This window comes from Paenibacillus sp. EKM206P (assembly GCF_011066155.1).
Classification (GTDB): domain Bacteria; phylum Bacillota; class Bacilli; order Paenibacillales; family Paenibacillaceae; genus Paenibacillus; species Paenibacillus polymyxa_D.
Window position 1 is genome coordinate 1 of sequence record NZ_JAAMNQ010000005.1, and the last position, 21,375, is coordinate 21,375.

Sequence of the window (21,375 nt, forward strand, 5' to 3'; positions counted from 1 at the left end):
TGGGGGTGGAAGTGCAGTAATGCATGGAGCTGACCAATACTAATCGGTCGAGGGCTTATCCTAAGATAAAACGCAAAAGAGTTTCGGATCCAGTTTTCAGGGTGTAACCTTGAACGTATGTACAAGTGACATACAACAAGCGCATGGCTATTCATTCACACGATAAGTGGTGAAGCGAATAACCGTACGGAAGAATTTGCACAGCAAATTCATGTTTGGTGGCGATAGCGGAGGGGTTCCACACGTACCCATCCCGAACACGACCGTTAAGCCCTCCAGCGCCGATGGTACTTGGACCGCAGGGTCCTGGGAGAGTAGGACGTCGCCAAGCACGATAAAAAGAGCACAGCCCGTTAAGGCTGTGCTCTTTTTCCTATAACCGATTTATTTATCATTCACCTGAAAGATCACCATTATGGATTCGGTCAAAAGTTTTATGGTATCTTGGTTGTCCTTTATATAGTGGTGCCTAGTCAGCATTTTTAACTGAGGACAGTATTAACTGGGGCAGTTAATCTATTTCAACCTGTTCTGTCTGAAGGACACTCAAGGCTTGAAGTTTACGGGTAATTTCTTTTTGCCACTTGGTATCTCCGACTTGTACGGCAAGATTGAGAAGGTCCAAATAATCATCAATATGCAGGGAGGTTTTACTAAAAGTTTCTTTCACTGTGGTCCTGCCTCCTTTAAAGTCTATGTGTATTTATCATTTAATAATGATAATCATTATCAAAAAAACAATCTTATTCATATTATGCCTGTGTTCTAGATAAATTGCAAGTTATGATATGAATGAATTTTGAAGCACGCAAATGAGGGCTTGAAAAAACAAACCCTTCTCCTTAAGTTCACGCATTGTTCACGTCTTTTCTATGGAACATAATGAAAAGAACAAGCGGGCATTGAGTGTCCACCAATAAGGAGGGCAAATTGCGCAATGCTTCAACAAGAGGAGGAAAAAGACCATGAGCAGAACAAAAATGAAAGCGTTTGCTATTATGATGGCGAGCGCCTTGGCATTGACGCTGGCAGCTTGTAATAACGGACAAAGCGCAAGTCCGGGAAATTCAGGAGAACCGAGCAAAGGCACCGCAACGAAAGATGTTACGATTACCTTTCAGAACATCAATCCTGATCCGAGCACCCCTTCGTACAAAATGATTAAGCAAATTGTAGGTCAATACGAGCAGGATCATCCTCATGTCAAAATTGAATTGGATTCGCTAAATACAGATCAACAAAAGCTTAAGCTGAAAACACAGGCAGCGGCGAAGGAAGTGCCTGATATCACGATTGTAAACCCTGCTGCACAGATGAAGCCATTCGTAGATGCCGGGCTGCTAGCTCCATTAAACGATGTGGCTGATAAAGAGGGGTTAAAAGATACGTTCCAGAATGGACTTCTTAATTACTATAGCTTCGACGATAAGCTCTACGCTTTTCCGGACGGCAACAATATAGAAGTGGTGTTTTACAATAAGGAACTGTTCAAGCAGGCGGGAATCCAGAAGTTGCCGACCACCTTTGACGAGCTGATTACGACGGTCAAAACGCTGAAGGCGAAGGGAATTACTCCGATTGCCATTGGGGAAAAGGATTCATGGACGGGGTCCCTCCTTTTTATGAACATTTTGTTGCGTACGAATGAAGGACCGAATTTTCTCAATGATGTACTGGACGGCAAAAAGACGTTTAACGACCCGGCTTTTGTGGAAGCGGTGGATGCATTTCAGGAATTGGTGCAGGCAGGAGCTTTCCCGGATGGAGCTACGTCTATTGATTACAATGCAGGTGGTAATATTTTTAAAACAGGAAAAGCCGCGATGTATATCATGGGTACGTGGGAAACGGGGTCAATTGATGCTTCTTCGGTAGCGGGTAAGGTAGGAGCGTTTCAATTCCCTACGGTGAATGGCAAGGGTGATGTGAATGAGTATGTAATTGCGCCGGGCAGCGCATTTGCGGTATCTGCGAACAGTGAACATTTACAGGAGACGAAGGATTTTCTGCACTATTTTATTAAGGAGATGCCCAAAATTCAGTTTGATCTGAAAAATGCGATTGGCAGCGGTCAGAAAATGAAAGGTGATCTGAAGGAAGCGGGCTACTCCGAGTTAGCAATTAGTCTTAATGAGCTGTTCAAGAATGTAAAAGGGGGCGATCTCGCCTTTGATAATACGATGAATCCGGCTATTGCGCAGGCGCATCTGAGTAGCATTCAAAACCTGTTCGTACAAAAAGAAGACTCCGCACAAGTTGCTAAGGAACATCAAAACACTTTTGAAGCGAATAAATAAGTGAGGATTTTACAAAAATCCAGTAGGCGACTTCCGATGAACAGTATATAGATCGAAATGGCCTAGTTCATCTAGATATTGCACTTTGGAGTGACTGGAATGGAATTTTGCAAAATCCCGAAGTAGCAGGCACTAGGGAGGGGGCGGAATGCTTCTTCCCTGATTGGAAATCATGTAGGTTGTACATCCTCAGAAGATGTTCAGAATCAACATAAAGGAGATTAGAGCATGAATGTACTGAAGGTGCCAGCACGTACCATTGCCGTTTTCGTGCTACCCTGCCTGTTGTTGTATACCTGTATGGTATTTGTTCCAATTTTGGTGTCGGTATATTGCGGATTGCTGGATTGGAACGGAATCGCCAAGGCAAAGTTTGTGGGGCTGGCTAATTTTGAGCGGATTTTCACATCAGATTCAGTGTTCTGGCCATCCGTGAAACGGACTATGATGTTCGCTGTGTTTTCCATGCTGGAAATTCCGTTTTGTCTGCTGCTGGCGATCTTGCTTAATCGCTATGTGCGTAAGGCCAATACGCTGGTAACGATGTATTTTCTGCCGGTTATTCTGTCGGTGGTCATTATCGGGCAGCTGTGGAAGACGATCTATAATCCAGCCTCGATGGGTGGAATGCTGAACGGTATTTTGCTGGCGATTGGGCTGGAAAGCTGGACACGCTCATGGCTGACGGAACCGCAGATCGCGATGTACGCCCTCTATTTTGTATCGTTATGGCAGTATTTTGGCTATCATTTGCTTATCCAGTTTACCGGGGTACAAAATATACCGAATGAGCTATACGAAGCAGCCAAAATTGATGGAGCTGAAGGATTCAAAGCAGACCGCTATATTACGCTGCCGCTCATTGTACCTATTTTCAAGATATCAATTGTATTAGCATTTATCGGCTCCCTGCAATCGTTTGATTTGATTTGGGTGATGACGGGGGGAGGACCAGCCCATGCGACGGATACAGTATCTACGTATATGTACAATATGTCCTTTTTATCGATGAAATACGGATATGGCAGTGCATTGGCTTCAATTCTCGTAGTGATTTGCTTGTCATTTACAATTGTGATAAATTTTGTTTTCAAACGAATCGAAAATAAGGTAAGCTAAAGGAGATGGAACTGTTGAATGCCTTGAAAAAAACGGGAGTCTTTTCCTTATTGGCAATCTTAATGGTCACGCAGCTGTATCCACTCTTTTGGCTTCTGACCTATTCGTTGAAGACAAATGAAGAGATATTGAGCTCAAGCTTCTTTGCACTCCCTCAAGTGCCTCAGTGGCACAACTATCAGGAAGCCTATGAATCAGGGAGCTACTTGCGTTATTTAGGAAACAGTGTGCTGGTAACCGGGGTTACGATGCTTTTCGTCATTTTATTAAGCTCGATGACTGCTTATGCGATTACACGTTTTCGTTGGCGCTTCGGGGCTGTTGTGCTGACCATGTTTCTGATCGGGATGATGATCCCGATGCAAGCTACACTGCTGCCGCTGATGGTGATGTTTAAAAATGTCCATATTCTGAATACGTATTTCTCACTGATTTTACCCTACATTGCTTTTCAGACACCGATTGCGGTCTTCATCCTATCCGGCTTTATGCGGTCCATTCCCCACGAAATTGAAGAGTCCGCTTACATTGACGGAGCGAGCATTTATCGTATTTTCCGCAGTGTAATCTTACCCATCTCGATTCCGCCTACCATGACGGTATGTATTTTAACTTTCATTAATATCTGGAATGAATACATTATGGCTGCCACCTTTATCTCGTCCGAGAAGCTCAAAACTCTCCCTTTTGGCGTATATACGTTCGTCAGCCAGTATTCTGTGAACTACGGTAATATTGGTGCTTTTCTAGTCATGGGTGCCTTACCGGTCATTATTATTTATTTTGTTCTGTCCGAAAATATCACCAAGGGTATGGTTGCGGGAGCGGTTAAAGGATAGGCGGCCGATGCGAAAGGAGCGCAGAGAGGTATGATGCGCCGTTTTCAATCCATTCAATACCGCTTGTTTGTTCTCTTCCTATTAAGCATGTCGGGCATTGTGCTGGCGGTCAGTCTATTATTTTACAACCGTACTACAGTACAGTTCCATGATAAGGTCAGCGAGCTGGCGCGTAAAAATGTATCCCAGACGGCAGGACTGTTCGAATTGCTGCTCGGCAGCTATAATAGTCTCTCCAAATCAATCAGCAACAATATGGATTTGGTTCGTCTGTTGACGACGGATAATAGTGATTTACCTGCTGTCAATTACATCAACGAACGTACGATTACGAATATTCTGGGGGCTATCTATTATTCGCGTGAAGATCTGATTGGCATCCATGTCATCACAGACACAGGCAAGGTATATAACTATGGCAATTATATGAATGTCATTGATACTCATTACGAACAGACGGAATGGTATAAGGAAATTCGAAAGTCGGCGGGAAAAATTGCATGGCTGGGCGTGTATCCTCACTCTGTCATTGATCAGGTGGAAACCAGACCCGTGTTTGCGTTTGGACGGCAGCTCTATGATTTGGATGAGCACAAGCCGATTGGTATTGTCCTGTTTGAGGCTGAGCCGGGTTCTGTTTTGTCGGCTCTCCACAATTTGCGGTTAGGTACCAATAGTCAGGTATATCTGTTGGGTCATGAAAATCGAATTGTGTCGGCCACTTCCCCTGATCCGCCACCGGATTTGCGAAATCTAGAGCAGCAGGTGCCAGAGGGGGAAGTTATTGTAAATCGAAGTAATGAGAATGTTGTAATCGCTTCCAAGTTGCCGTTTGCCGACTGGTCTGTGATTAGTGTGACACCTAGTGAGGATCTGAACGTGGAGCTGGTGCAAAATCAAAGGTACCTATTTATCGTGGCACCTATACTTATTATTGTGTCGGCGTTAATTGCGTCCATCGTCTCCAGAAGCATTTCCCTTCCGCTCAAGCGAGTCATTCGGGAGATGAAGCGAGTAGAGACAGGGAATTTCCGCCATACGGTAAACACCAAATCCTATGAAGAAATCAATCAGTTAGCTACTTCCTTTAACCATATGGTAAGACGAATTGCAGAGCTAATCGAACTGGTGCGTATATCATCGGTCAGTGAAAAAAATGCGGAGCTACACGCGCTACAGACGCAGGTCAATCCACATTTTCTGTATAATACGCTGGATATGATCTATTGGATGCTGGACGAAGAGGGACAGGATCAGCTCGGAGAGGTGATTCTCTCCTTATCCCATATGTTCCGTTACAGTAGCTATTGGGAAGAGGGGGCTGATGTAAGCCTTCGTGAAGAAGTGGAGCAGGTTGGCCACTATCTCACCATTATTCAAGCTCGGCTGGAGGGCAGGGTATCTGTAGACATTAGCATTAATGAACGATGGATGGATATCCGCTTGCCAAAAATGACCTTACAGCCCTTGATTGAAAATGCGGTGAAGCACGGACTGGAGCCTCTTCATGCGAATACAGGTGGCAAGCTGCTCGTCAGAGCGGAGGAATATGAGGGTGTATTGAGCCTGCACATCATCGACAACGGTGCAGGGATGGAGTACGAACGATGGGAGGTGGTCCAGGTCGCTTTGGCAGAACCCGGCAAACAGGCGGGCAGCGGGCAGGCGGGAGGCATCGGCCTGCAAAACCTAAATTTACGGCTACGGCACATGTTCGGAGAAGAATACGGCCTACGGATCTCTAGCGCACCTGGGGCCGGAACAACAGCCACTGTAAGTGTGCCTCTGCCACAGAAGGAGGAGAAACATGAATATTCTGATAGCTGACGATGAAAGTATGATACGGCAGGGGATTCGGCGTACCATTGGCCAAGCTCTACCCACCTGCGGCATTCATCTCGCTGCTTCCACCGAGGAAGCAGCAGGCATTCTGGCGGAGCATCCTGTAGATATTGTATTAACTGATATCCTGATGCCTGGCATGGATGGTCTGGAATTCATGCGTATTTCTAAGCGAAAGCATCCTCATCTGCAGTGGGTTGTCATTTCGGCCCATTCCGACTTCCATTATGCACAAAGAGCAGTAAAGCTGGGTGCCAAAGACTACCTGTTAAAGCCGATTGGTAAAAGAAAGCTGCTGGAATGCATTGAAATGTTGGCAGCCGAGGCACTTGTGGCCTCGCAGCAGGCGAACGAGGGTAGGCTTCTCAAATCCAATATGGTTTATTTGCGTGAAGCCGTTTTCCAACGCTATGCCCTTGGACTGGATACAGGTAAGCTGGATATACAGCCTTTTGTCGAAAATTATCCGGAATTCCATCTCTTCATGGTTCGTATGGAACCTGATCACAAGCAGACACATCTGGAGCATTTTATGATTGAAAATGTACTGTCCGAACTCGTTGAGGCAGGGGGCAGCGGCTTTGTCGTTAGTCTAGACCGCCATAGTCTGCTGGGCATTGCAAGGCTAAGGAGTGAGGCAGAGGCCGCACGGCTAGAGACGTTGCTCGAATCCCATTTGAAGCGTTATGTGAAGGTGCCCCTACAAATTACACGTTCGGGTGTTCATCACAATTTTGCTTCCATACCTGAAGAGGTGGCGCGGCTAAGACGTACGCCAGAGGAGATTGCAGCCGCAGCAACGGATACAGGAGAATGTCTCCGCAAAGGCATGCATACGGTAGATGTGGCGTTGCAATACATTCGGGCTCACTTTACAGAGGAGCTGTCACTTGAAAAAGTGGCCTCAATTGTATTTTTAAATCCGGTGTATTTTAGCCAGTTATTTAAGCAAAAGACGGGACAAGGCTATAAGGATTACGTCATTTCCTTGCGTATGGAGGAGGCGAAGCGGTTGCTCAGTGATCCTCATTTGCGGCTGGCTGATATTTCAGAGCGGATCGGCTATCAGGATATGCGGCATTTTACACAGGTATTCCGGCGCAAATGTGGAATGACTCCAACCGAGTATCGACATCAGGGAGTCAAGTAAGGCGATATCAACGACCGAATGAAGGAAGTTTATCCAGCATCAGACTGTTTCAGGAGTAGAGCGGTAGAGCATCTACTCGGGAACAGTCTTTTTTGTGTTTTCAGCTTGTAGCAGTTCAACCAATTTGCGAGCTGCATTGGATAAATAACGATCCTTGCGCCATACGACGGCAGGCCGTGTGAAGGGGAACGGCTCCTTAATGGAGAGTGTGCGAAATCTGTCCCCGTATTCTTGTCCCAAGCCAGCGTCTGGAATGATGGTAATTCCCATGCCTGTGGAAACGAGCGAGAGAATGGTCGATATTTCAGGACAGTCCAATACGACGCGCGGAACAAGATGGTGTTCCTGAAATTTGCGTATGACGGTTTCGTATAGTCCGTGTCCCTCTGTTCGGCGTCCCAGCAAGAGGTCATAGTTGGCAGCTTCTTGTAACGTAATTTCCCCACTGGGATGACGATCTGCCCATTCAGACGGAAGTACGGCAACAAAGGAAACGCCCTCCAACTCAATTGAATGGTACGATTTGTCATCTACCGGAAGCAGCAACAGGGCCAGATCCACTTTATTTTGGTGCAGCAGCTCTTCCAGATGATGTGTGTCTCCGTGTCCTATTTTAATGTATACCTCTGGATAATCCTGATGAAAGCGGCTGAGTTGTTCAGTAATCAGAGACATACAGGCGGATGACGTGCCTATAGCAAGTGTGCCGGTTACTTTGTTTTCAAACTCCCCAATTTCTCTACAGGTGTCCTCCATTTCAGCCAATAATCGTTTGGCGCGTGTATACAGTGTATACCCGGCCTCGGTAACTTCCCACTTCTTTCCTTCACGGTAAATCAGCTTTACGCCAAGCTCGTCCTCCATATTTTTGAGTTGTTGACTCAGTGGAGGCTGGGCCATGTTGAGCGTTCTGGCAGCCTTGGTGATTTGCCCATCCTCCACGATGACACAAAAGTAATGCAGATGCTTCATATCCATTGGGATTCCTCCTTATTTCTAAACAACGCTTCAATTAGGATACTTTTAAAGTATGTATTACATATATTATATATATTTTTCGTGTGCAGGGAACAGGCGTATAATTTTTGACAGTAATGCATGGGTGAACATAAAACGATGGAGTGGAAGGAGGGGACATATGAAAAAAATGATTGTAGGAATATCGGGAGCGACAGGGTCGATCTTTGGTATCCGTATATTGCAACAATTACGAGAGGCTGGAGTTCAAAGCCATCTGGTACTATCCCCGTGGGCTATCGCGAACATTCCCTATGAGACAGGCTATACGGTGAAGGAAGTGGAGGCAATGGCGGATGCAGTCTACTCGTATAAGGATCAGGCTGCGCGTATTTCCAGCGGCTCCTTTCGGGTAGACGGTATGGTCGTCGCTCCTTGCAGCATGAAGACTCTTGCCTCTATTCGTATCGGTATGGCGGACAACCTGCTCACCCGATCAGCGGATGTGATGCTGAAGGAGCGAAAGAAGCTACTGCTCATGACCAGGGAAACACCATTAAGCAGTATCCATCTGGAAAATATGCTGGAGCTGTCACGTATGGGCGTGATGATCCTGCCGCCGATGCCTGCCTTTTATAATCATCCTGCAAGTATCGAGGAATTGGTAGATCATATTGTTTTTCGCGTATTAGATCAGTTCGGTATCGTCACAACCGCAGCCAAACGATGGGATGGAATGAAGCAAACTGACTCCAGACTGCACCAGAATTGAGAAATCGAAAGACGAAGGAGAATGAATGATGGCTTATAAAGACTTTCGCGATTTTCTAAACACCTTGGAAAAGGAGGGACAACTACTCACGATCAGCGACGAGGTAAAGCCGGAGCCAGACCTGGCGGCAGCTAACAAAGCATTAAGCAATCTTGGAGATAAGACACCTGCTCTCTTTTTCAATAATATCTATGGATATACGGATGCTCGTATTGCAATGAATGTGATGGGCTCCTGGCCCAATCATGCCCTTATGATGGGAATGCCAAAAAATACGCCGCTGAAGGAGCAGTTTTTTGAATTCGCCAGACGCTATGAACAATTTCCGGTGCCCGTGAAGCGGGAAGAAACCGCTCCTTTTCATGAAGTCGAGATTACAGAGGATATTAATTTGTTTGATATTTTGCCGTTGTTTCGTTTGAACCAGGGGGACGGAGGATTTTATCTGGACAAAGCGATTTTAGTTTCACGCGATCTGGATGACCCGGACACCTACGGTAAGCAAAATGTCGGCTTGTACCGGATGCAGGTGAAAGGCAAGAACCGTTTGGGCATCCAGCCTGTACCACAGCATGATATTGCGATCCATATCCGTCAGGCTGAGGAACGCGGCGAAAATCTGAAGGTGGCTATTGCCCTCGGATGTGAGCCTGTGATTACAACGGCTGCTTCTACACCGCTGCTGTACGATCAATCCGAATATGAGATGGCTGGGGCCATTCAGGGTGAGCCTTATCGTGTGGTCAAAGCGAAGGACGCAGATCTGGATCTGCCTTGGGGAGCCGAGGTCATTTTGGAGGGCGAAGTGTTGGCAGGTGAACGTGAGTATGAAGGTCCATTCGGTGAATTCACAGGTCACTATTCCGGCGGTCGCGCGATGCCAGTCATCCAGATTAATCGTGTATATCACCGCAAACAGCCTATCTTTGAGCATCTGTACATCGGGATGCCTTGGACGGAAACGGATTATATGATCGGTGTGAATACAAGTGTACCGTTGTTTCAGCAGCTTAAGGATGCTTTTCCTAATGAAATCGTAGCCGTTAATGCTATGTATACGCATGGGCTGGTTGCTATTATTTCCACGAAAACCCGGTATGGCGGCTTTGCGAAGGCTGTGGGAATGCGTGCGTTAACGACTCCGCATGGATTGGGGTATTGCAAGCTGGTGATTGTGGTGGACGAGGGGGTCGATCCGTTCAATCTGCCGCAAGTCATGTGGGCTTTATCCACCAAGCTTCATCCAAAGCATGATGCTGTCATTGTTCCTGGCTTGTCTATTTTACCGCTTGACCCCGGCTCTGATCCGGCAGGTATGACGCACAAAATGATACTGGATGCGACGACACCTGTAGCACCGGATATTAGAGGCCATTACTCGCAGCCGCTCGATTCCCCGCTGGGTGTAGCGGAATGGGAGAAAAAGTTGAGCCAAATGCTTCGCTAAATATTTTTAAAAAACAAAGAAAGATTAAAGGAGTGCTGACAGATGCATATTTGTCCCCGTTGTGAGTCCAATCGTTCAGAAGTTGTTTCCCATTCGCCGGTTAAAGATGCCTGGGAGGTTTTGTTGTGCCCTGTATGCCTGTTCACATGGCGAACCTCAGAACCGGATAGCATTACGGATCCAGCAAAGTATAAATCGGCGTTCAAGGTAAACCCCAAAGATATTCCGAATGCTGCTCATGTTCCTCCTATTCCAGAGCGGTTATAGGGTCGTTCGTAAGTAGCCGTAAATTATGGTACTTTGAAGTTATAGGCCAAAAGTAAAGGGGATTATACTTCATGCAGACACCAAGGATCGGTAAGGAACTGTTCACGCTACTGGACGGCAAGGCATTGGAGAACAAGCAGCATGAAGCCATGATGCTGCTGACGGTCACGGAAGATCAGTGGCCGCACATAGCGATGATTAGTGTGGGCGAAGTTGTAGCGCTGGACGAGGGGAATTTGCGTCTGGCCCTATGGCCGGGTACAACCACGACGGGCAACATGATCCGCACTGGGAAGGCGACGCTTGCGGTGTTTACCGGGGGGAAGGCGCATTATGTGCGGTTGTCACTGGAACATCTGCCTGCTTTGCCCGGAGCCAAGCATGTACGTGAGCGATTTGCGGCTCATGTTTTTGCAGCCAGAGAGGATTCGGCCCAATATGCGGATATTTTGACAGGTGTCACGGTTCGTCTCAAGGAACCGGAATCGGTGATTCATCGCTGGAAGGAAACGGTGGCTGAGCTGTTAATGTAAAGCCATCTGATTATGATAAATAATCTATGTATTTACCAAGTTTACCGTTAAAATAAATGCGAGGGAATAAGCGCTTACAAGAAATCACGCTGAACTTGTTGGAACAAGAATTAGAGCGCGAGGGGAAGCTTGTTTCTTTTGAAGGAAAAATAGGAGGGATGAATATGTCTCGTTTTGACAAGGTAGATCAGCTATTGCAACAATTTATAGTAAATGGGCCGGCAGGTTGCGGTTGTGCCATTGCCCAGAATGGTGAAGTGTTGTATGAAGGGTATCATGGATATGCTGATCTGGAAGCCGGAAAGCCAATCACTGAGGATACAGTGTATCGCTTGTTTTCCATGACAAAGGTTGTTGTCTGTGCGGCTGCACTTATGCTGTACGAACGTGGGCAATTTTTGTTGAATGAACCCTTGTATGAATATTTTCCCGAATATCGTAATGCGCATGTATTCAAAACCGCTCCTAACGGATACACCTACGTGGATAAGGCAGAGAATCCCATTTTAATTAAGCATATATTCAATATGAGTATGGGTCTTCCTTACGCTTCCGATTCTTCAGAAACAGGAAAAGCTATGCAGAAGGCCATTGCAGGATTAAAGGAAAAGCAGGGGAAATATGACCTACGCACAGAAATTGAAGCGCTTTCTGAAGTTCCACTTGCGTTTGAGCCCGGAACACGCTGGTTATACGGATATGGACATGATTTTGTTGCAGGCCTTATTGAAGTGATTTCAGGTAAATCAGTAGGACAATTTTTAAAGGATGAAATCTTTGATCCACTTGGAATGAACAATACAGGTTACCGTTATCGTGGAGATATTGAATCGCGGATGGCCTCCATGTATCAACGGAAAGACGCCGGAAAACTTGAAAAAATGGAGGGTTTCCTGGATGAATATCATCAGCCAGATGCTATATATGAAGGCGGAGGCGCAGGTTTATATTCGACAGTCAAAGATTACCTCACATTTGCACAAATGATGTCAAATGGCGGCACGGTAAACGGTGTGAACTTATTGGGGAGAAAAACCATTGATTTAATGCGCACCAATCATCTGAATACAGCTCAACTATCGGATTTCACCAATTCATACCATACAGGTTATGGCTATGGACTTGGTGTGCGCACGTTAATGGATAAAGCGGTTGGGCATGCAAACAGCTCGATTGGAGAATTTGGCTGGACGGGAATGGCAGGCACCTGGGTTTCTATAGATCCGAGCGAACAATTCTCCGTCGTATATATGCATCAGCTCGATCCCAATATGGAAGAGTACCATCATTTGAGAGTTCGCGCGGCAGCTTATAGCTGTTTATAAATGCGGGATTGTGGATCTGTTGTGAAAACTCTTCACTATGGCCCTGAAGATACACAAATTGTAATGTCTAAATCTTTATCAGAAATGATCTAGTTAATAAGGACCAAATTTCCCTTGAAGCCTAAACTATTCTTTTCCATATGACGACATAAAACGTAGGTATAAGGATTTTGCGAAATCCTTAATTTAAGTTTTGAAATGGGAGGGAATTAGATTTTGAAGAATAGATGGTCCGGTTTTCTGGCGTTGGTCATCCTGATTTCAAGTTTTACATCATATGCAGGGTTTGCATCTGCAGCAGAAGCAGTGCTTTCCAAGATTGTCCTTTCGTCTAACGAGGTAACTTTGCAACAGGGGGATACAGCTGCATTGACGGCTACGGCTGTTTTTAGTGATGGGACAACCTCAAATGTAACCGTAAGCACGGATTGGAAAAGTGATAACACAGCTATTGCTACTGTGTATAATGGTACAGTTTCGGCCAAGGCTGAAGGGGAAGCCACCGTGGTTGCGACCTATAAAGATAAGGTACAATCGGTTCAGGTACATGTAACGAAAAAGGTTAAGGCGCTGACATCTAGTGTACAAAGCCTGAACTTGCGTTCAAGCGGTACAGGACAGGTTGATTTGACAGCGACATACAGTGATAATACAACAGCTCAGGTTTCGGGTGATGCTACTTGGACCTCGGATAATCAAAAGATTGCAACTGTAGTTAACGGTTTGGTTACCGCTCAGGGAGCAGGTACAGCCAATATTAAGGCCGTATATGGTCAGCAGACCGTAACCATTGCTGTACAGGTAGAGCAAGTTAAACGTCTTGATGTCAGTTCATCAGAGGTTTCTCTTTTGCTGAAGGATACTGAGAAGGTTAAACTTTCAGCGACGTTCCCGGATGGATCGGTACAGGACGTGACAGAGTCCGCTGAGTGGAGCTCCAGCAATGCAGCTGTGGCGGATGTACTGAAAGGCACCATTACCGGCTATAGCGCGGGAAAGGCGACAATTACAGGTAAATATGGCACGATGTCCGCTACGATTTCGGTGGATGTCGATCAAACGAATAAGCTGAAAGCCAGCGAATCCAATATTTTTCTCCGTTTGGATGAATCTAAAAAAATACAGGTTTCTGCTGTTTACCCGGATGGAACAGTAACGGATATCACGGATAAAGCTACTTGGGCATCAAGCGATGAAAAAATTGCAACGGTGAATAAAGGAACGATTATGGCCATCGGTGCGGGTTCGGCAACGGTGACCGCTAAGTATGGAGATAAGACCGTTTCGATCAAGACAGATGTCGAAACCTCTAGATTTCTGGATTTGAGCGAGGACAAGCTGAGCTTGAATGCCAAGGAATCCAAAAAGCTCAAGCTGACCGCAACGTACGTAACAGGTACGGAAGAAGATATCACAAGTAAGGCAGAGTGGAAGTCCAGCAATGAAGATATCGCTTTTGTCAGCGCGGGGGAAGTCACAGGTTATAAAACAGGTGAGGCTACCATCACCGCTTCTTATGGCGGCAAAACAGCTACAGCTACGGTATCCGTAAATGTACCCGGGGATCTGTCTCTGTCCTCCAAAACGGCAACAATTGATATTAATGAGGACTATACTGCAACTTTGACGGCTACTTATGCGGATGGGCGTAAGGAAGATGTAACACAGGATGCAGAATGGGCTTCAAGCGCGGAAGATATTGCCTCTGTGTCCAAAGGAACGATTACGGGTAAATCTGCTGGTAAAGCGGTTATTACAGCGACCTATAATGGCAAAAAACTAACAATTAACGTACAAGTGGGCCTTGTAGACCGTCTGGAAACAGACTCGCGTGTAATTGCGCTTGGTGCTCAGGAAACGAAGCAGCTGAAAGTAACAGGAGTTAAGAGTGGTGGTACAAAAACAGATGTAACCAAGGATGCCACCTGGACAACTAGCAATGTAAAAGTGGTTGAAGTTAGCGAAGGTTTGATCAAAGCGAATGGTAGTGGTAAGGCAACTGTGACTGCTTCATATGGCAAGCAAAACATTACGTTTACGGTAGAAGTGGACGTAGCGCAAAAGATTGAAGCGGATGCAATCGCGCTATCGCTCAAATCTGGAGATCAAAAAACCATCGCGATTGTGGTTAAATCGAGCGATGGTAAAGAAAAGGATGTTACAACCCAAGCTGAATGGAAAACGTCCAATTATAAGGTAGCCACTGTTAAAAAGGGTCAGGTTACCGCGGTCAGCTACGGTAAAGCTAACATTCAGGCGAAGTTCGGCGGGAAGATCATCAGCGTACCTGTAGATGTTGATACGCTTAAATATTTGCAAACAGACGAAGTCGCCTTGAATTTGAAGGCAGGACAGCTGGCTAAGGTTACGGCTACAGCCACGTATAAGGATGAGTCGGAGAAGGATGTTTCCAAACCGGCTGTCTGGTCCTCGTCCAGAATTATTGTGGCGACCGTCAAAGACGGTAACATTAAGGCACAGGGCAAGGGCAAAGCAGTAATTACTGTGAAATATGCAGGTAAAATGACGAAGATACAGGTAACCGTTCAGTAATCTGTAACCCGACTAAAAAGAAAAAGAGCAAGCATACGTCCAGCGACGATATGCTTGCTCTTTTCTTTATAAGGGCGAATTCTCTTTCCCTAGGACAATGTAGGGGAGAGGTAGTCGCCTTGTTTTATAGAGGAAAAGTAATTGGTTTAAAGCTTAGAAATTACGACTTATTCTTCTTGATTGATGCGTTGCGTGTAAGTGATTCGGTCAAACGCTTGCCAGTCGGCGTCTGAGCCAAGCCGCCTTTGGCGGTCTCGCGGTGCTTCGACGGCATCGCGCTGCCGACTTCAAGCATCACGTCAATGACTTCGTCAGACGGAATAGCGCTGCGCACACCCGCCAAAGCCATGTCCGCTGCGGCAAGCGCAGTCACGGCTCCCAGGCCGTTGCGCACGATGCACGGAATCTCCACGAGTCCGGCGACGGGGTCGCAGATTAGGCCGAGCGTGTTCTTAAGAGCGAGGCCTACGGCGTGAACAGCCTGTTCAGGTGTACCACCGCGTAGCTCGACCATAGCGCCAGCGGCCATCCCGATAGCTGAGCCAATCTCAGCCTGACAGCCTCCCTCCGCGCCAGAAATGAAGGAGTTGTTGGCGATCACGTAGCCAATGGCTCCAGCGGCGAATAGGCCGTTCACCATATGCTCATCATCCCAGCCGAACCGTTCCTGCGCACTGATGAACACACCAGGGATAACCCCACATGAGCCTGCGGTAGGAGTGGCGACAATGCGACCCATGGATGCATTAACCTCCGACACGGAGAGGGCATAAGCCATGGCGAGCGCGGAGGCATCACCGGAGCAGGTCTCCCCTGACCGCAGATACTCGGCCAGGCGCTTGCCGTCGCCGCCCGTCAATCCACTGCGGGATACGGTGTCTTGTGTCTGACCGCGATGAACGGCTTCCTTCATGATTTCATAATAATCAGACATTTGGCGAAAGATTTCTTCCTCCGTTGTATTCGTTTCTTGTACCTGCTCTTGAATCATCAAGCGGCCAATCGTGGTGGATTCTTCAGCGCATAAAGCGCTGATCTCATGCAGATGGCTAAACCGCATCGGATTCAGCTCCTTTTTTCAAATTAATCATCTTAATTTCATACATATGAGGTAAAGAACGCAGTTCCGCAATCAGTTCAGCTGGAGCAGAACTGTCCGTTTCAATGGCGGTGAGTGCTTCACCATCCCGGCCTTTGCGATCTACGTGCATATAGGCAATGTTAATGTGGGCCGCGCCCAGCGCTGAAGTTATTGCGCCCAATGTACCGGGCTTATCCGAGTGGAGAAGCACCAGCGTAGGCAGCTCCCCGGTCAGATTGACCCGGAATTCGTTGAGTTGCTGGACATGGATGCTGCCGCCGCCAATGGAGGAGCCCAGCAGTGTGCGCTGATCCTCGCCCTTCCACAACTCGAAACGGACGGTGTTCGGATGAGGAGCGGGGAGTCCACTGACGGCGAATTCCACGGTCATCCCGGCTTGCTCGGCCCATTGCTCGGCATCGGGAATCCGGTGATCGTCCGTATCGTAATTAAGCAGTCCTGCGATGAGCGCCAGATCTGTACCGTGTCCTTTATACGTGTCGGCAAAGGAGCCGTACAGTGTCATACGGGCACGGTCAGGCTGCGCCCCGAGCCAGTGCCGGGCAACGCGTGCGAGTCGCACCGCGCCTGCGGTGTGTGAACTGGAAGGTCCGGTCATGGCCGGGCCGATAATAGAAAATACATCTTTGAAACGCATGGTGTGGCCCCCTGTATGTTCTAATACCATACTATATGGTATTTCCGCGTCTTTGCGCGGTTATGACGGTTCCTAATGCTGACGCACAATGTGAGCACAAAAAAGGACAGGATAAGGAAGTTTCCCTTATCTCTGTCCTCGTTACCTGAGAGTTTCGTGCGGTGTTCTTACCGCCTTACCCCTTGGGTGGCTTGCGCTCTCTCCAGAGTTGCGTCAGATGACGATACATGGACCTGAGAGATTATCCGCCAGCCGGGTGCTGGCGTCTTGCTCCTTCGGTGCCGCCAGAGTGTAAGCCCCCTGGACAGACTCTCCCGTCATCTTCATTCGCGTATACCGTTCTACATGTCTTTCTTAGCGTAATGTATGACGTGCTCGGTGTCAATCACAGGGTTCAATTTTTACATAAACGAGGATTTTGCAAAAAACCAATAAGCGACTTCCAATGAACAATATATAGATCGAAATGGCCTAGTTCGTCTAGATATCGCGCTTTGGAGCGATTGGAATCGAATTTTGCAAAATCCTGAAACAGGTGCATTTCCAATAAAAAAGATTAAAGTTTACATAATTATGGATGAAATCAGGAAGGAATTAGAAGATTGGCGGCTAATCTGATAGAGGACAAGTACATTTATGGAAATCATAGGAGGGATATTGACGTATGGTAAAAGGCTTGCGGTTCACAGGTTCACGCTTAAAAGGGATGCTGCATCTAGCAGCGATCGCATCACTGCTGATCGGGATCTTCGTTCCGTTCGGTCAGGTCAAGGCAGAGGGAGCATTGACAGTAGCCGAAGCACTTCAGGGCCAAAGCAGTGGAGGTACGGTGACGGTAGAAGGTTATATCGTCGGACATGCTACCGGATCGAAAACGGCTAACTTCTCTTCTCCGTTTGCGAATGATTTTAACGTACTGATTGCTGACCAGGCTAATGAACGTAGCACTTCTAATCTATTGGATGTACAGCTGACATCCGCGTACAGAGGGCAATTTGGGCTGTCAGGCCATCCTGAGCTGATCGGCAGCAAAATTCGTGTGACGGGTACACTTGGCGCCTACAATAATTTTGGTGGAGTGAAAAGCCCAAGCGCTGTTGAACTGGTGAGCGGAAGCGAGCCGGGGGAACCTGGTGAACCTGGTGAACCTGAACCTGGCAACCCGGGTCAACCCGGTACTACATTGCCGGATGGAAAAGGCAAAAAGGTGCTGTTCGATAATACGCACGCACAGACCGCTGGCGCAGCAGATTGGGTCATTGACGGCGCCTTCTCTGATTTTGCTAATGGATTGCGTAATGTAGGCTTTACGGTAGACCCATTGAATCGTCCCATTCCTTTTACTTATGGAGAGCAGGCCATAACCTATGACAAGTTGCGCCAATATGATGTGTTCATTATTGGTGAAGCGAATGTTGCCTTTAAGGCATCCGAGCAGGCTGCCCTGCTGCAATACGTGAATAGCGGAGGGAGCGTCTTCTTCATCTCCGATCATTATAATGCAGATCGTAACAAAAACCGTTGGGATTCCTCCGAGGTTATGAATGGCTACCGTCGTGGAGCCTATACTAATCCGGCCAAAGGCATGACTGCAGAAGAAGCTGCATCACCGGCAATGCAAGGATTAACAAGCTCCGATTGGCTGGCGGCCAACTTTGGCGTTCGTTTCCGTTACAATGCGCTCGGTGATGTGAATGCTACCGACATTGTAGCCGCAGATCAATCTTTCGGTATTACCAAGGGTGTGCGCTCGATTGCCATGCATGCAGGATCTACGCTGGCTATTATTGATCCTACCAAGGCTAAAGGCATTGCTTATATCCCTTCAGGCACGAAAAAATGGGGTAATGCGGTAGATCAGGGGGTTTATAACGGCGGGGGCCGTGCGGAAGGACCTTATGCCGCTATCTCCAAGGTAGGCCAAGGCAAGGCAGCATTCATCGGTGATTCTTCCCCTGTAGAAGATGCTACACCGAAATATGTGCGTGAGGAAAACGGACAGTCGAAGAAGACATATGATGGCTTCAAAGAAGTGGATGATTCCACCTTCCTGGTGCAAACGGTTCAATGGCTTGCATGGAAGCAGGACTACACGAAATTGTCCGATGTGGCAGGTTTGACTCTGGATCAACCAACGAAGCTTCTGCCATTCGAGGAACCAGCGGCTTCCACGGAACCGCAACCTGAGCCTTGGTCTGCTCCGGCAGCAGGCTACAAATGGTACGATCCTAGAACATTCAAGTCTGGCTCCTATGGAGCGGCTTCGTAAATTATATTGTCAAGAGCTCAATGTGAGCTTGGGTTAGTTAGTCGTTTGATCCCTGCTGAGGGATCAAACGACTTTTTTTGTGATGAAAATTAACCTATGGTTGGTTATTTCATTACATTTTGTGCCAGAAAGGCCGCACTATTGCTGGATCATTGATTTTTTAAATGATGTTGATAGCATAATCTTAATTGATATATCCATATACTGGTGATAGGATGTATTCAAATTATTCCGACAAAAACGGTATGTAATGTTCATGAGAGGTTTTAAACATCAAACATGGTGAGAATAAGCGGGACAAGACCATGGAGAATGGAGGAAGCGCGCATTGAATACCGAACCTGTGTTGGAAATTAAAGGATTATCCGTATCTTTTCGCATCCAGGATCAATATCACCCCGCAGTCGACCATCTGGATCTGACGGTCAACCCCAATGAAGTGCTGGCTGTAGTCGGAGAATCCGGCTGTGGCAAAAGCGCGTTAGCGCTTTCGATCCCGCAACTGCATGACATGGAACGCACGCGTGTAGAGGGGGAGGTCTTTTTTAAAGGAACGGACTTGAACCGTCTTTCCTCAGGGCAAATGAATAAAATCCGCGGAGCGGGAATTGGCATGATCTTTCAGGACCCGTTGACAGCACTCAACCCGTTGATGAGCATTGGCAAGCAGATTGAGGAAAATCTCGATTATCATACGTCACTATCTACGAAGCAAAAAAGGGAACGTGTGCTGGAGCTGCTGGAAAGTGTAGATATACCGAATCCAGTGCGTGTGTATGATCAGTATCCGCATGAACTGTCAGGAGGGATGCGGCAGCGTGTGATGATCGCGATTGCCATAGCTTGCCGACCTTCTCTTATTATTGCAGATGAGCCGACGACTGCGCTCGATGTAACGATCCAATCGCAAATTCTCGACTTGCTCAAACAGCTTCAACAGGAGACTGGGAGCGGTATTATCCTGATTACGCACGATCTTGGTGTTGTGGCAGAAGTAGCCGACCGCGTGGTGGTCATGTATGCCGGAGAAATCGTGGAGAGCGCTGATGTTTTTGAATTATTCAGGCATCCACAGCATCCGTATACGCGTTCTTTGCTTGCTTCCATGCCGGGATCGCATACCAAGGGGGAATCACTGCATGTCATCGGCGGCATTGTTCCCTCATTACAAGATATCCCCCGCAATAGCTGCCGCTTTGCTCCACGTATTCCCTGGATTCAGCAGAGGGTGCATGAAGACCATCCCCAATTAAATGAAATTTCCCCTGGACATTGGGTCCGTTGTACATGTTATCAGCATTTTCATTTTGAAGACGAGGCAAAGGGGGAGGCTGCTCATGGCACTACTGGAGTTAAATGATTTGAGGGTGCACTATCCGGTGCGCGGTGGTTTCTTCCAGCGTGTTATCGATCAGGTGAAAGCAGTGGATGGCGTGTCGATCAGCATTGAGGCAGGCCAGACCTACGGGCTGGTGGGGGAGTCTGGCTGTGGGAAAACGACGACAGGCAGGACGATCATCGGTCTAAATAAGCTGACGAGCGGACGGATTTTGTTTAAAGGAAAGGACCTTGCAGCTCTAAGTAGTAACAATCGTCATCCATTGCGTAGAGATATTCAGATGATTTTTCAGGACCCATACTCTTCGCTTAACCCGCGTAAGCGCGTATTGGATGTCATTGCTGAACCGCTGCGAAATTTTGAAAGGCTGAGTAGTGAGGAAGAACGGAGAAAAGTACAGACGTTGCTGGAAAAGGTCGGCTTGAACGCCGATGCAGCCTATAAATATCCGCATGAATTTTCCGGGGGGCAACGACAGCGGATCGGGATCGCGCGTGCGCTGACATTAAACCCCAAACTGATCATTGCTGATGAGCCAGTGTCAGCACTGGACGTTTCCGTGCAGGCACAGGTGCTTAATTTTATGAAGGATGTGCAGCAGGAATTTAATTTGACGTATTTGTTCATCAGCCATGATTTAGGTATTATCCGCCATATGTGCGACCAAATCGGTATTATGTATCGGGGCCGTCTAGTGGAGCAGGGGAGCGAGCAAGATATTTATGAGCGTCCACAGCATCTGTATACCCAGCGCCTCATTGCAACCATTCCCAATATTGATCCTACAAAACGGCTGGAAAATGCTCAAAAAAGGCAAATGCTTTTATCCTCCTACAAAACAGAGCTACCCAAACATCTAGACGCGAGTGGAAAACCGTTTGCACTAAAATCAGTAAGTCCATCCCATCAAGTCGCGCTACCATAAGG

18 protein-coding genes, 1 rRNA gene and 1 riboswitch are annotated in these 21,375 nt (G+C 47.2%); of the genes, 15 read left to right on the plus strand and 4 right to left on the minus strand.

Annotated features, from left to right (window positions below; translation table 11 throughout):
* Window positions 1-214 precede the first annotated feature (214 nt).
* Window positions 215-331: ribosomal RNA gene (gene rrf / locus G9G53_RS12310) — 5S ribosomal RNA — on the plus strand.
* Window positions 332-511: 180 nt separating this feature from the next.
* Here rrf and G9G53_RS12315 read toward each other — a convergent pair.
* The gene (locus tag G9G53_RS12315) at window positions 512-670 is read right to left on the minus strand and encodes a hypothetical protein (protein ID WP_165147892.1); all 159 of its coding nucleotides are present in this window, start codon (window positions 668-670) and stop codon (window positions 512-514) included.
* Window positions 671-965: 295 nt separating this feature from the next.
* Between G9G53_RS12315 and G9G53_RS12320 the strand changes: the two genes are divergently transcribed.
* The 5 genes from G9G53_RS12320 to G9G53_RS12340 all read left to right on the plus strand — a co-directional run bounded on the left by G9G53_RS12320 (window position 966) and on the right by G9G53_RS12340 (window position 7,247).
* Window positions 966-2,297, plus strand: a complete 1,332-nt coding sequence (locus G9G53_RS12320) for an extracellular solute-binding protein (RefSeq protein WP_029514650.1) — start codon at window positions 966-968, stop codon at window positions 2,295-2,297.
* A 228-nt stretch (window positions 2,298-2,525) separates the two neighbouring features.
* Window positions 2,526-3,416: a carbohydrate ABC transporter permease gene (locus tag G9G53_RS12325; RefSeq protein ID WP_029514651.1), complete on the plus strand. Its 891-nt coding sequence runs from the start codon at window positions 2,526-2,528 to the stop codon at window positions 3,414-3,416.
* Window positions 3,417-3,421: 5 nt separating this feature from the next.
* Complete coding sequence (locus tag G9G53_RS12330; protein ID WP_413466309.1) at window positions 3,422-4,255, plus strand: carbohydrate ABC transporter permease; 834 nt, start codon at window positions 3,422-3,424, stop codon at window positions 4,253-4,255.
* Between the two features lie 30 nt (window positions 4,256-4,285).
* Window positions 4,286-6,082 carry a cache domain-containing sensor histidine kinase gene (locus G9G53_RS12335; RefSeq protein WP_029514653.1) on the plus strand — a complete coding sequence of 599 codons (1,797 nt, stop codon included), beginning with the start codon at window positions 4,286-4,288 and terminating at the stop codon, window positions 6,080-6,082.
* The gene (locus G9G53_RS12340) at window positions 6,063-7,247 is read left to right on the plus strand and encodes a response regulator (RefSeq protein ID WP_029514654.1); all 1,185 of its coding nucleotides are present in this window, start codon (window positions 6,063-6,065) and stop codon (window positions 7,245-7,247) included. Before G9G53_RS12335 ends, G9G53_RS12340 begins: the two co-directional genes overlap by 20 nt.
* A gap of 72 nt (window positions 7,248-7,319) precedes the next feature.
* On the opposite strand, the gene G9G53_RS12345 is transcribed toward G9G53_RS12340, so the two are convergent.
* On the minus strand, window positions 7,320-8,225 hold the full coding sequence (locus tag G9G53_RS12345; RefSeq protein WP_029514655.1) for a LysR family transcriptional regulator: 906 nt from the start codon (window positions 8,223-8,225) through the stop codon (window positions 7,320-7,322).
* A 160-nt stretch (window positions 8,226-8,385) separates the two neighbouring features.
* Between G9G53_RS12345 and G9G53_RS12350 the strand changes: the two genes are divergently transcribed.
* The 6 genes from G9G53_RS12350 to G9G53_RS12375 all read left to right on the plus strand — a co-directional run bounded on the left by G9G53_RS12350 (window position 8,386) and on the right by G9G53_RS12375 (window position 15,101).
* Complete coding sequence (locus G9G53_RS12350) at window positions 8,386-8,976, plus strand: flavin prenyltransferase UbiX (protein WP_029514656.1); 591 nt, start codon at window positions 8,386-8,388, stop codon at window positions 8,974-8,976.
* Between the two features lie 28 nt (window positions 8,977-9,004).
* Window positions 9,005-10,423 carry a non-oxidative hydroxyarylic acid decarboxylases subunit C gene (locus G9G53_RS12355; RefSeq protein WP_029514657.1) on the plus strand — a complete coding sequence of 473 codons (1,419 nt, stop codon included), beginning with the start codon at window positions 9,005-9,007 and terminating at the stop codon, window positions 10,421-10,423.
* A gap of 42 nt (window positions 10,424-10,465) precedes the next feature.
* Window positions 10,466-10,690 carry a non-oxidative hydroxyarylic acid decarboxylases subunit D gene (locus tag G9G53_RS12360; protein WP_029514658.1) on the plus strand — a complete coding sequence of 75 codons (225 nt, stop codon included), beginning with the start codon at window positions 10,466-10,468 and terminating at the stop codon, window positions 10,688-10,690.
* A gap of 71 nt (window positions 10,691-10,761) precedes the next feature.
* Window positions 10,762-11,223: a hypothetical protein gene (locus tag G9G53_RS12365; protein ID WP_029514659.1), complete on the plus strand. Its 462-nt coding sequence runs from the start codon at window positions 10,762-10,764 to the stop codon at window positions 11,221-11,223.
* A gap of 164 nt (window positions 11,224-11,387) precedes the next feature.
* Window positions 11,388-12,548 carry a serine hydrolase domain-containing protein gene (locus tag G9G53_RS12370; RefSeq protein ID WP_029514660.1) on the plus strand — a complete coding sequence of 387 codons (1,161 nt, stop codon included), beginning with the start codon at window positions 11,388-11,390 and terminating at the stop codon, window positions 12,546-12,548.
* Between the two features lie 216 nt (window positions 12,549-12,764).
* Window positions 12,765-15,101, plus strand: a complete 2,337-nt coding sequence (locus tag G9G53_RS12375) for an Ig-like domain-containing protein (RefSeq protein WP_029514661.1) — start codon at window positions 12,765-12,767, stop codon at window positions 15,099-15,101.
* Window positions 15,102-15,261: 160 nt separating this feature from the next.
* Here the strand turns inward: G9G53_RS12375 and sdaAA are convergent, their stop codons facing one another.
* Entirely contained in the window at window positions 15,262-16,161 is a 900-nt protein-coding gene (gene sdaAA, locus G9G53_RS12380; RefSeq protein WP_069010728.1) for an L-serine ammonia-lyase, iron-sulfur-dependent, subunit alpha, read from the minus strand.
* A complete protein-coding gene (gene sdaAB, locus G9G53_RS12385) occupies window positions 16,151-16,840 on the minus strand; it encodes an L-serine ammonia-lyase, iron-sulfur-dependent subunit beta (RefSeq protein ID WP_069010729.1) in 690 nt (229 codons plus the stop codon). Before sdaAB ends, sdaAA begins: the two co-directional genes overlap by 11 nt.
* Before the next feature lie 211 nt (window positions 16,841-17,051).
* A riboswitch (glycine riboswitch) is annotated at window positions 17,052-17,167 on the minus strand.
* A 337-nt stretch (window positions 17,168-17,504) separates the two neighbouring features.
* Between sdaAB and G9G53_RS12390 the strand changes: the two genes are divergently transcribed.
* The 3 genes from G9G53_RS12390 to G9G53_RS12400 all read left to right on the plus strand — a co-directional run bounded on the left by G9G53_RS12390 (window position 17,505) and on the right by G9G53_RS12400 (window position 21,373).
* Window positions 17,505-19,109, plus strand: coding sequence for a DUF6359 domain-containing protein (locus G9G53_RS12390; RefSeq protein ID WP_165147895.1), 1,605 nt, complete (start codon window positions 17,505-17,507; stop codon window positions 19,107-19,109).
* Window positions 19,110-19,437: 328 nt separating this feature from the next.
* Window positions 19,438-20,469 carry an ABC transporter ATP-binding protein gene (locus G9G53_RS12395; RefSeq protein WP_069010731.1) on the plus strand — a complete coding sequence of 344 codons (1,032 nt, stop codon included), beginning with the start codon at window positions 19,438-19,440 and terminating at the stop codon, window positions 20,467-20,469.
* Window positions 20,447-21,373, plus strand: coding sequence for an ABC transporter ATP-binding protein (locus tag G9G53_RS12400; protein ID WP_165147898.1), 927 nt, complete (start codon window positions 20,447-20,449; stop codon window positions 21,371-21,373). The genes G9G53_RS12395 and G9G53_RS12400 overlap by 23 nt, the downstream gene beginning before the upstream one ends.
* Window positions 21,374-21,375: the final 2 nt, after the last annotated feature.

Bases quoted from the DNA above. Each gene is read 5' to 3' on its own strand.
- G9G53_RS12320 (WP_029514650.1), top strand. From the start codon at position 966: ATGAGCAGAACAAAAATGAAAGCGTTTGCTATTATGATGGCGAGCGCC.
- G9G53_RS12325 (WP_029514651.1), top strand. From the start codon at position 2,526: ATGAATGTACTGAAGGTGCCAGCACGTACCATTGCCGTTTTCGTGCTA.
- G9G53_RS12330 (WP_413466309.1), top strand. From the start codon at position 3,422: ATGGAACTGTTGAATGCCTTGAAAAAAACGGGAGTCTTTTCCTTATTG.
- G9G53_RS12335 (WP_029514653.1), top strand. From the start codon at position 4,286: ATGATGCGCCGTTTTCAATCCATTCAATACCGCTTGTTTGTTCTCTTC.
- G9G53_RS12340 (WP_029514654.1), top strand. From the start codon at position 6,063: ATGAATATTCTGATAGCTGACGATGAAAGTATGATACGGCAGGGGATT.
- G9G53_RS12345 (WP_029514655.1), bottom strand. From the start codon at position 8,225: ATGGATATGAAGCATCTGCATTACTTTTGTGTCATCGTGGAGGATGGG.
- G9G53_RS12350 (WP_029514656.1), top strand. From the start codon at position 8,386: ATGAAAAAAATGATTGTAGGAATATCGGGAGCGACAGGGTCGATCTTT.
- G9G53_RS12355 (WP_029514657.1), top strand. From the start codon at position 9,005: ATGGCTTATAAAGACTTTCGCGATTTTCTAAACACCTTGGAAAAGGAG.
- G9G53_RS12360 (WP_029514658.1), top strand. From the start codon at position 10,466: ATGCATATTTGTCCCCGTTGTGAGTCCAATCGTTCAGAAGTTGTTTCC.
- G9G53_RS12365 (WP_029514659.1), top strand. From the start codon at position 10,762: ATGCAGACACCAAGGATCGGTAAGGAACTGTTCACGCTACTGGACGGC.
- G9G53_RS12370 (WP_029514660.1), top strand. From the start codon at position 11,388: ATGTCTCGTTTTGACAAGGTAGATCAGCTATTGCAACAATTTATAGTA.
- sdaAA (WP_069010728.1), bottom strand. From the start codon at position 16,161: ATGCGGTTTAGCCATCTGCATGAGATCAGCGCTTTATGCGCTGAAGAA.
- sdaAB (WP_069010729.1), bottom strand. From the start codon at position 16,840: ATGCGTTTCAAAGATGTATTTTCTATTATCGGCCCGGCCATGACCGGA.
- G9G53_RS12390 (WP_165147895.1), top strand. From the start codon at position 17,505: ATGGTAAAAGGCTTGCGGTTCACAGGTTCACGCTTAAAAGGGATGCTG.
- G9G53_RS12400 (WP_165147898.1), top strand. From the start codon at position 20,447: ATGGCACTACTGGAGTTAAATGATTTGAGGGTGCACTATCCGGTGCGC.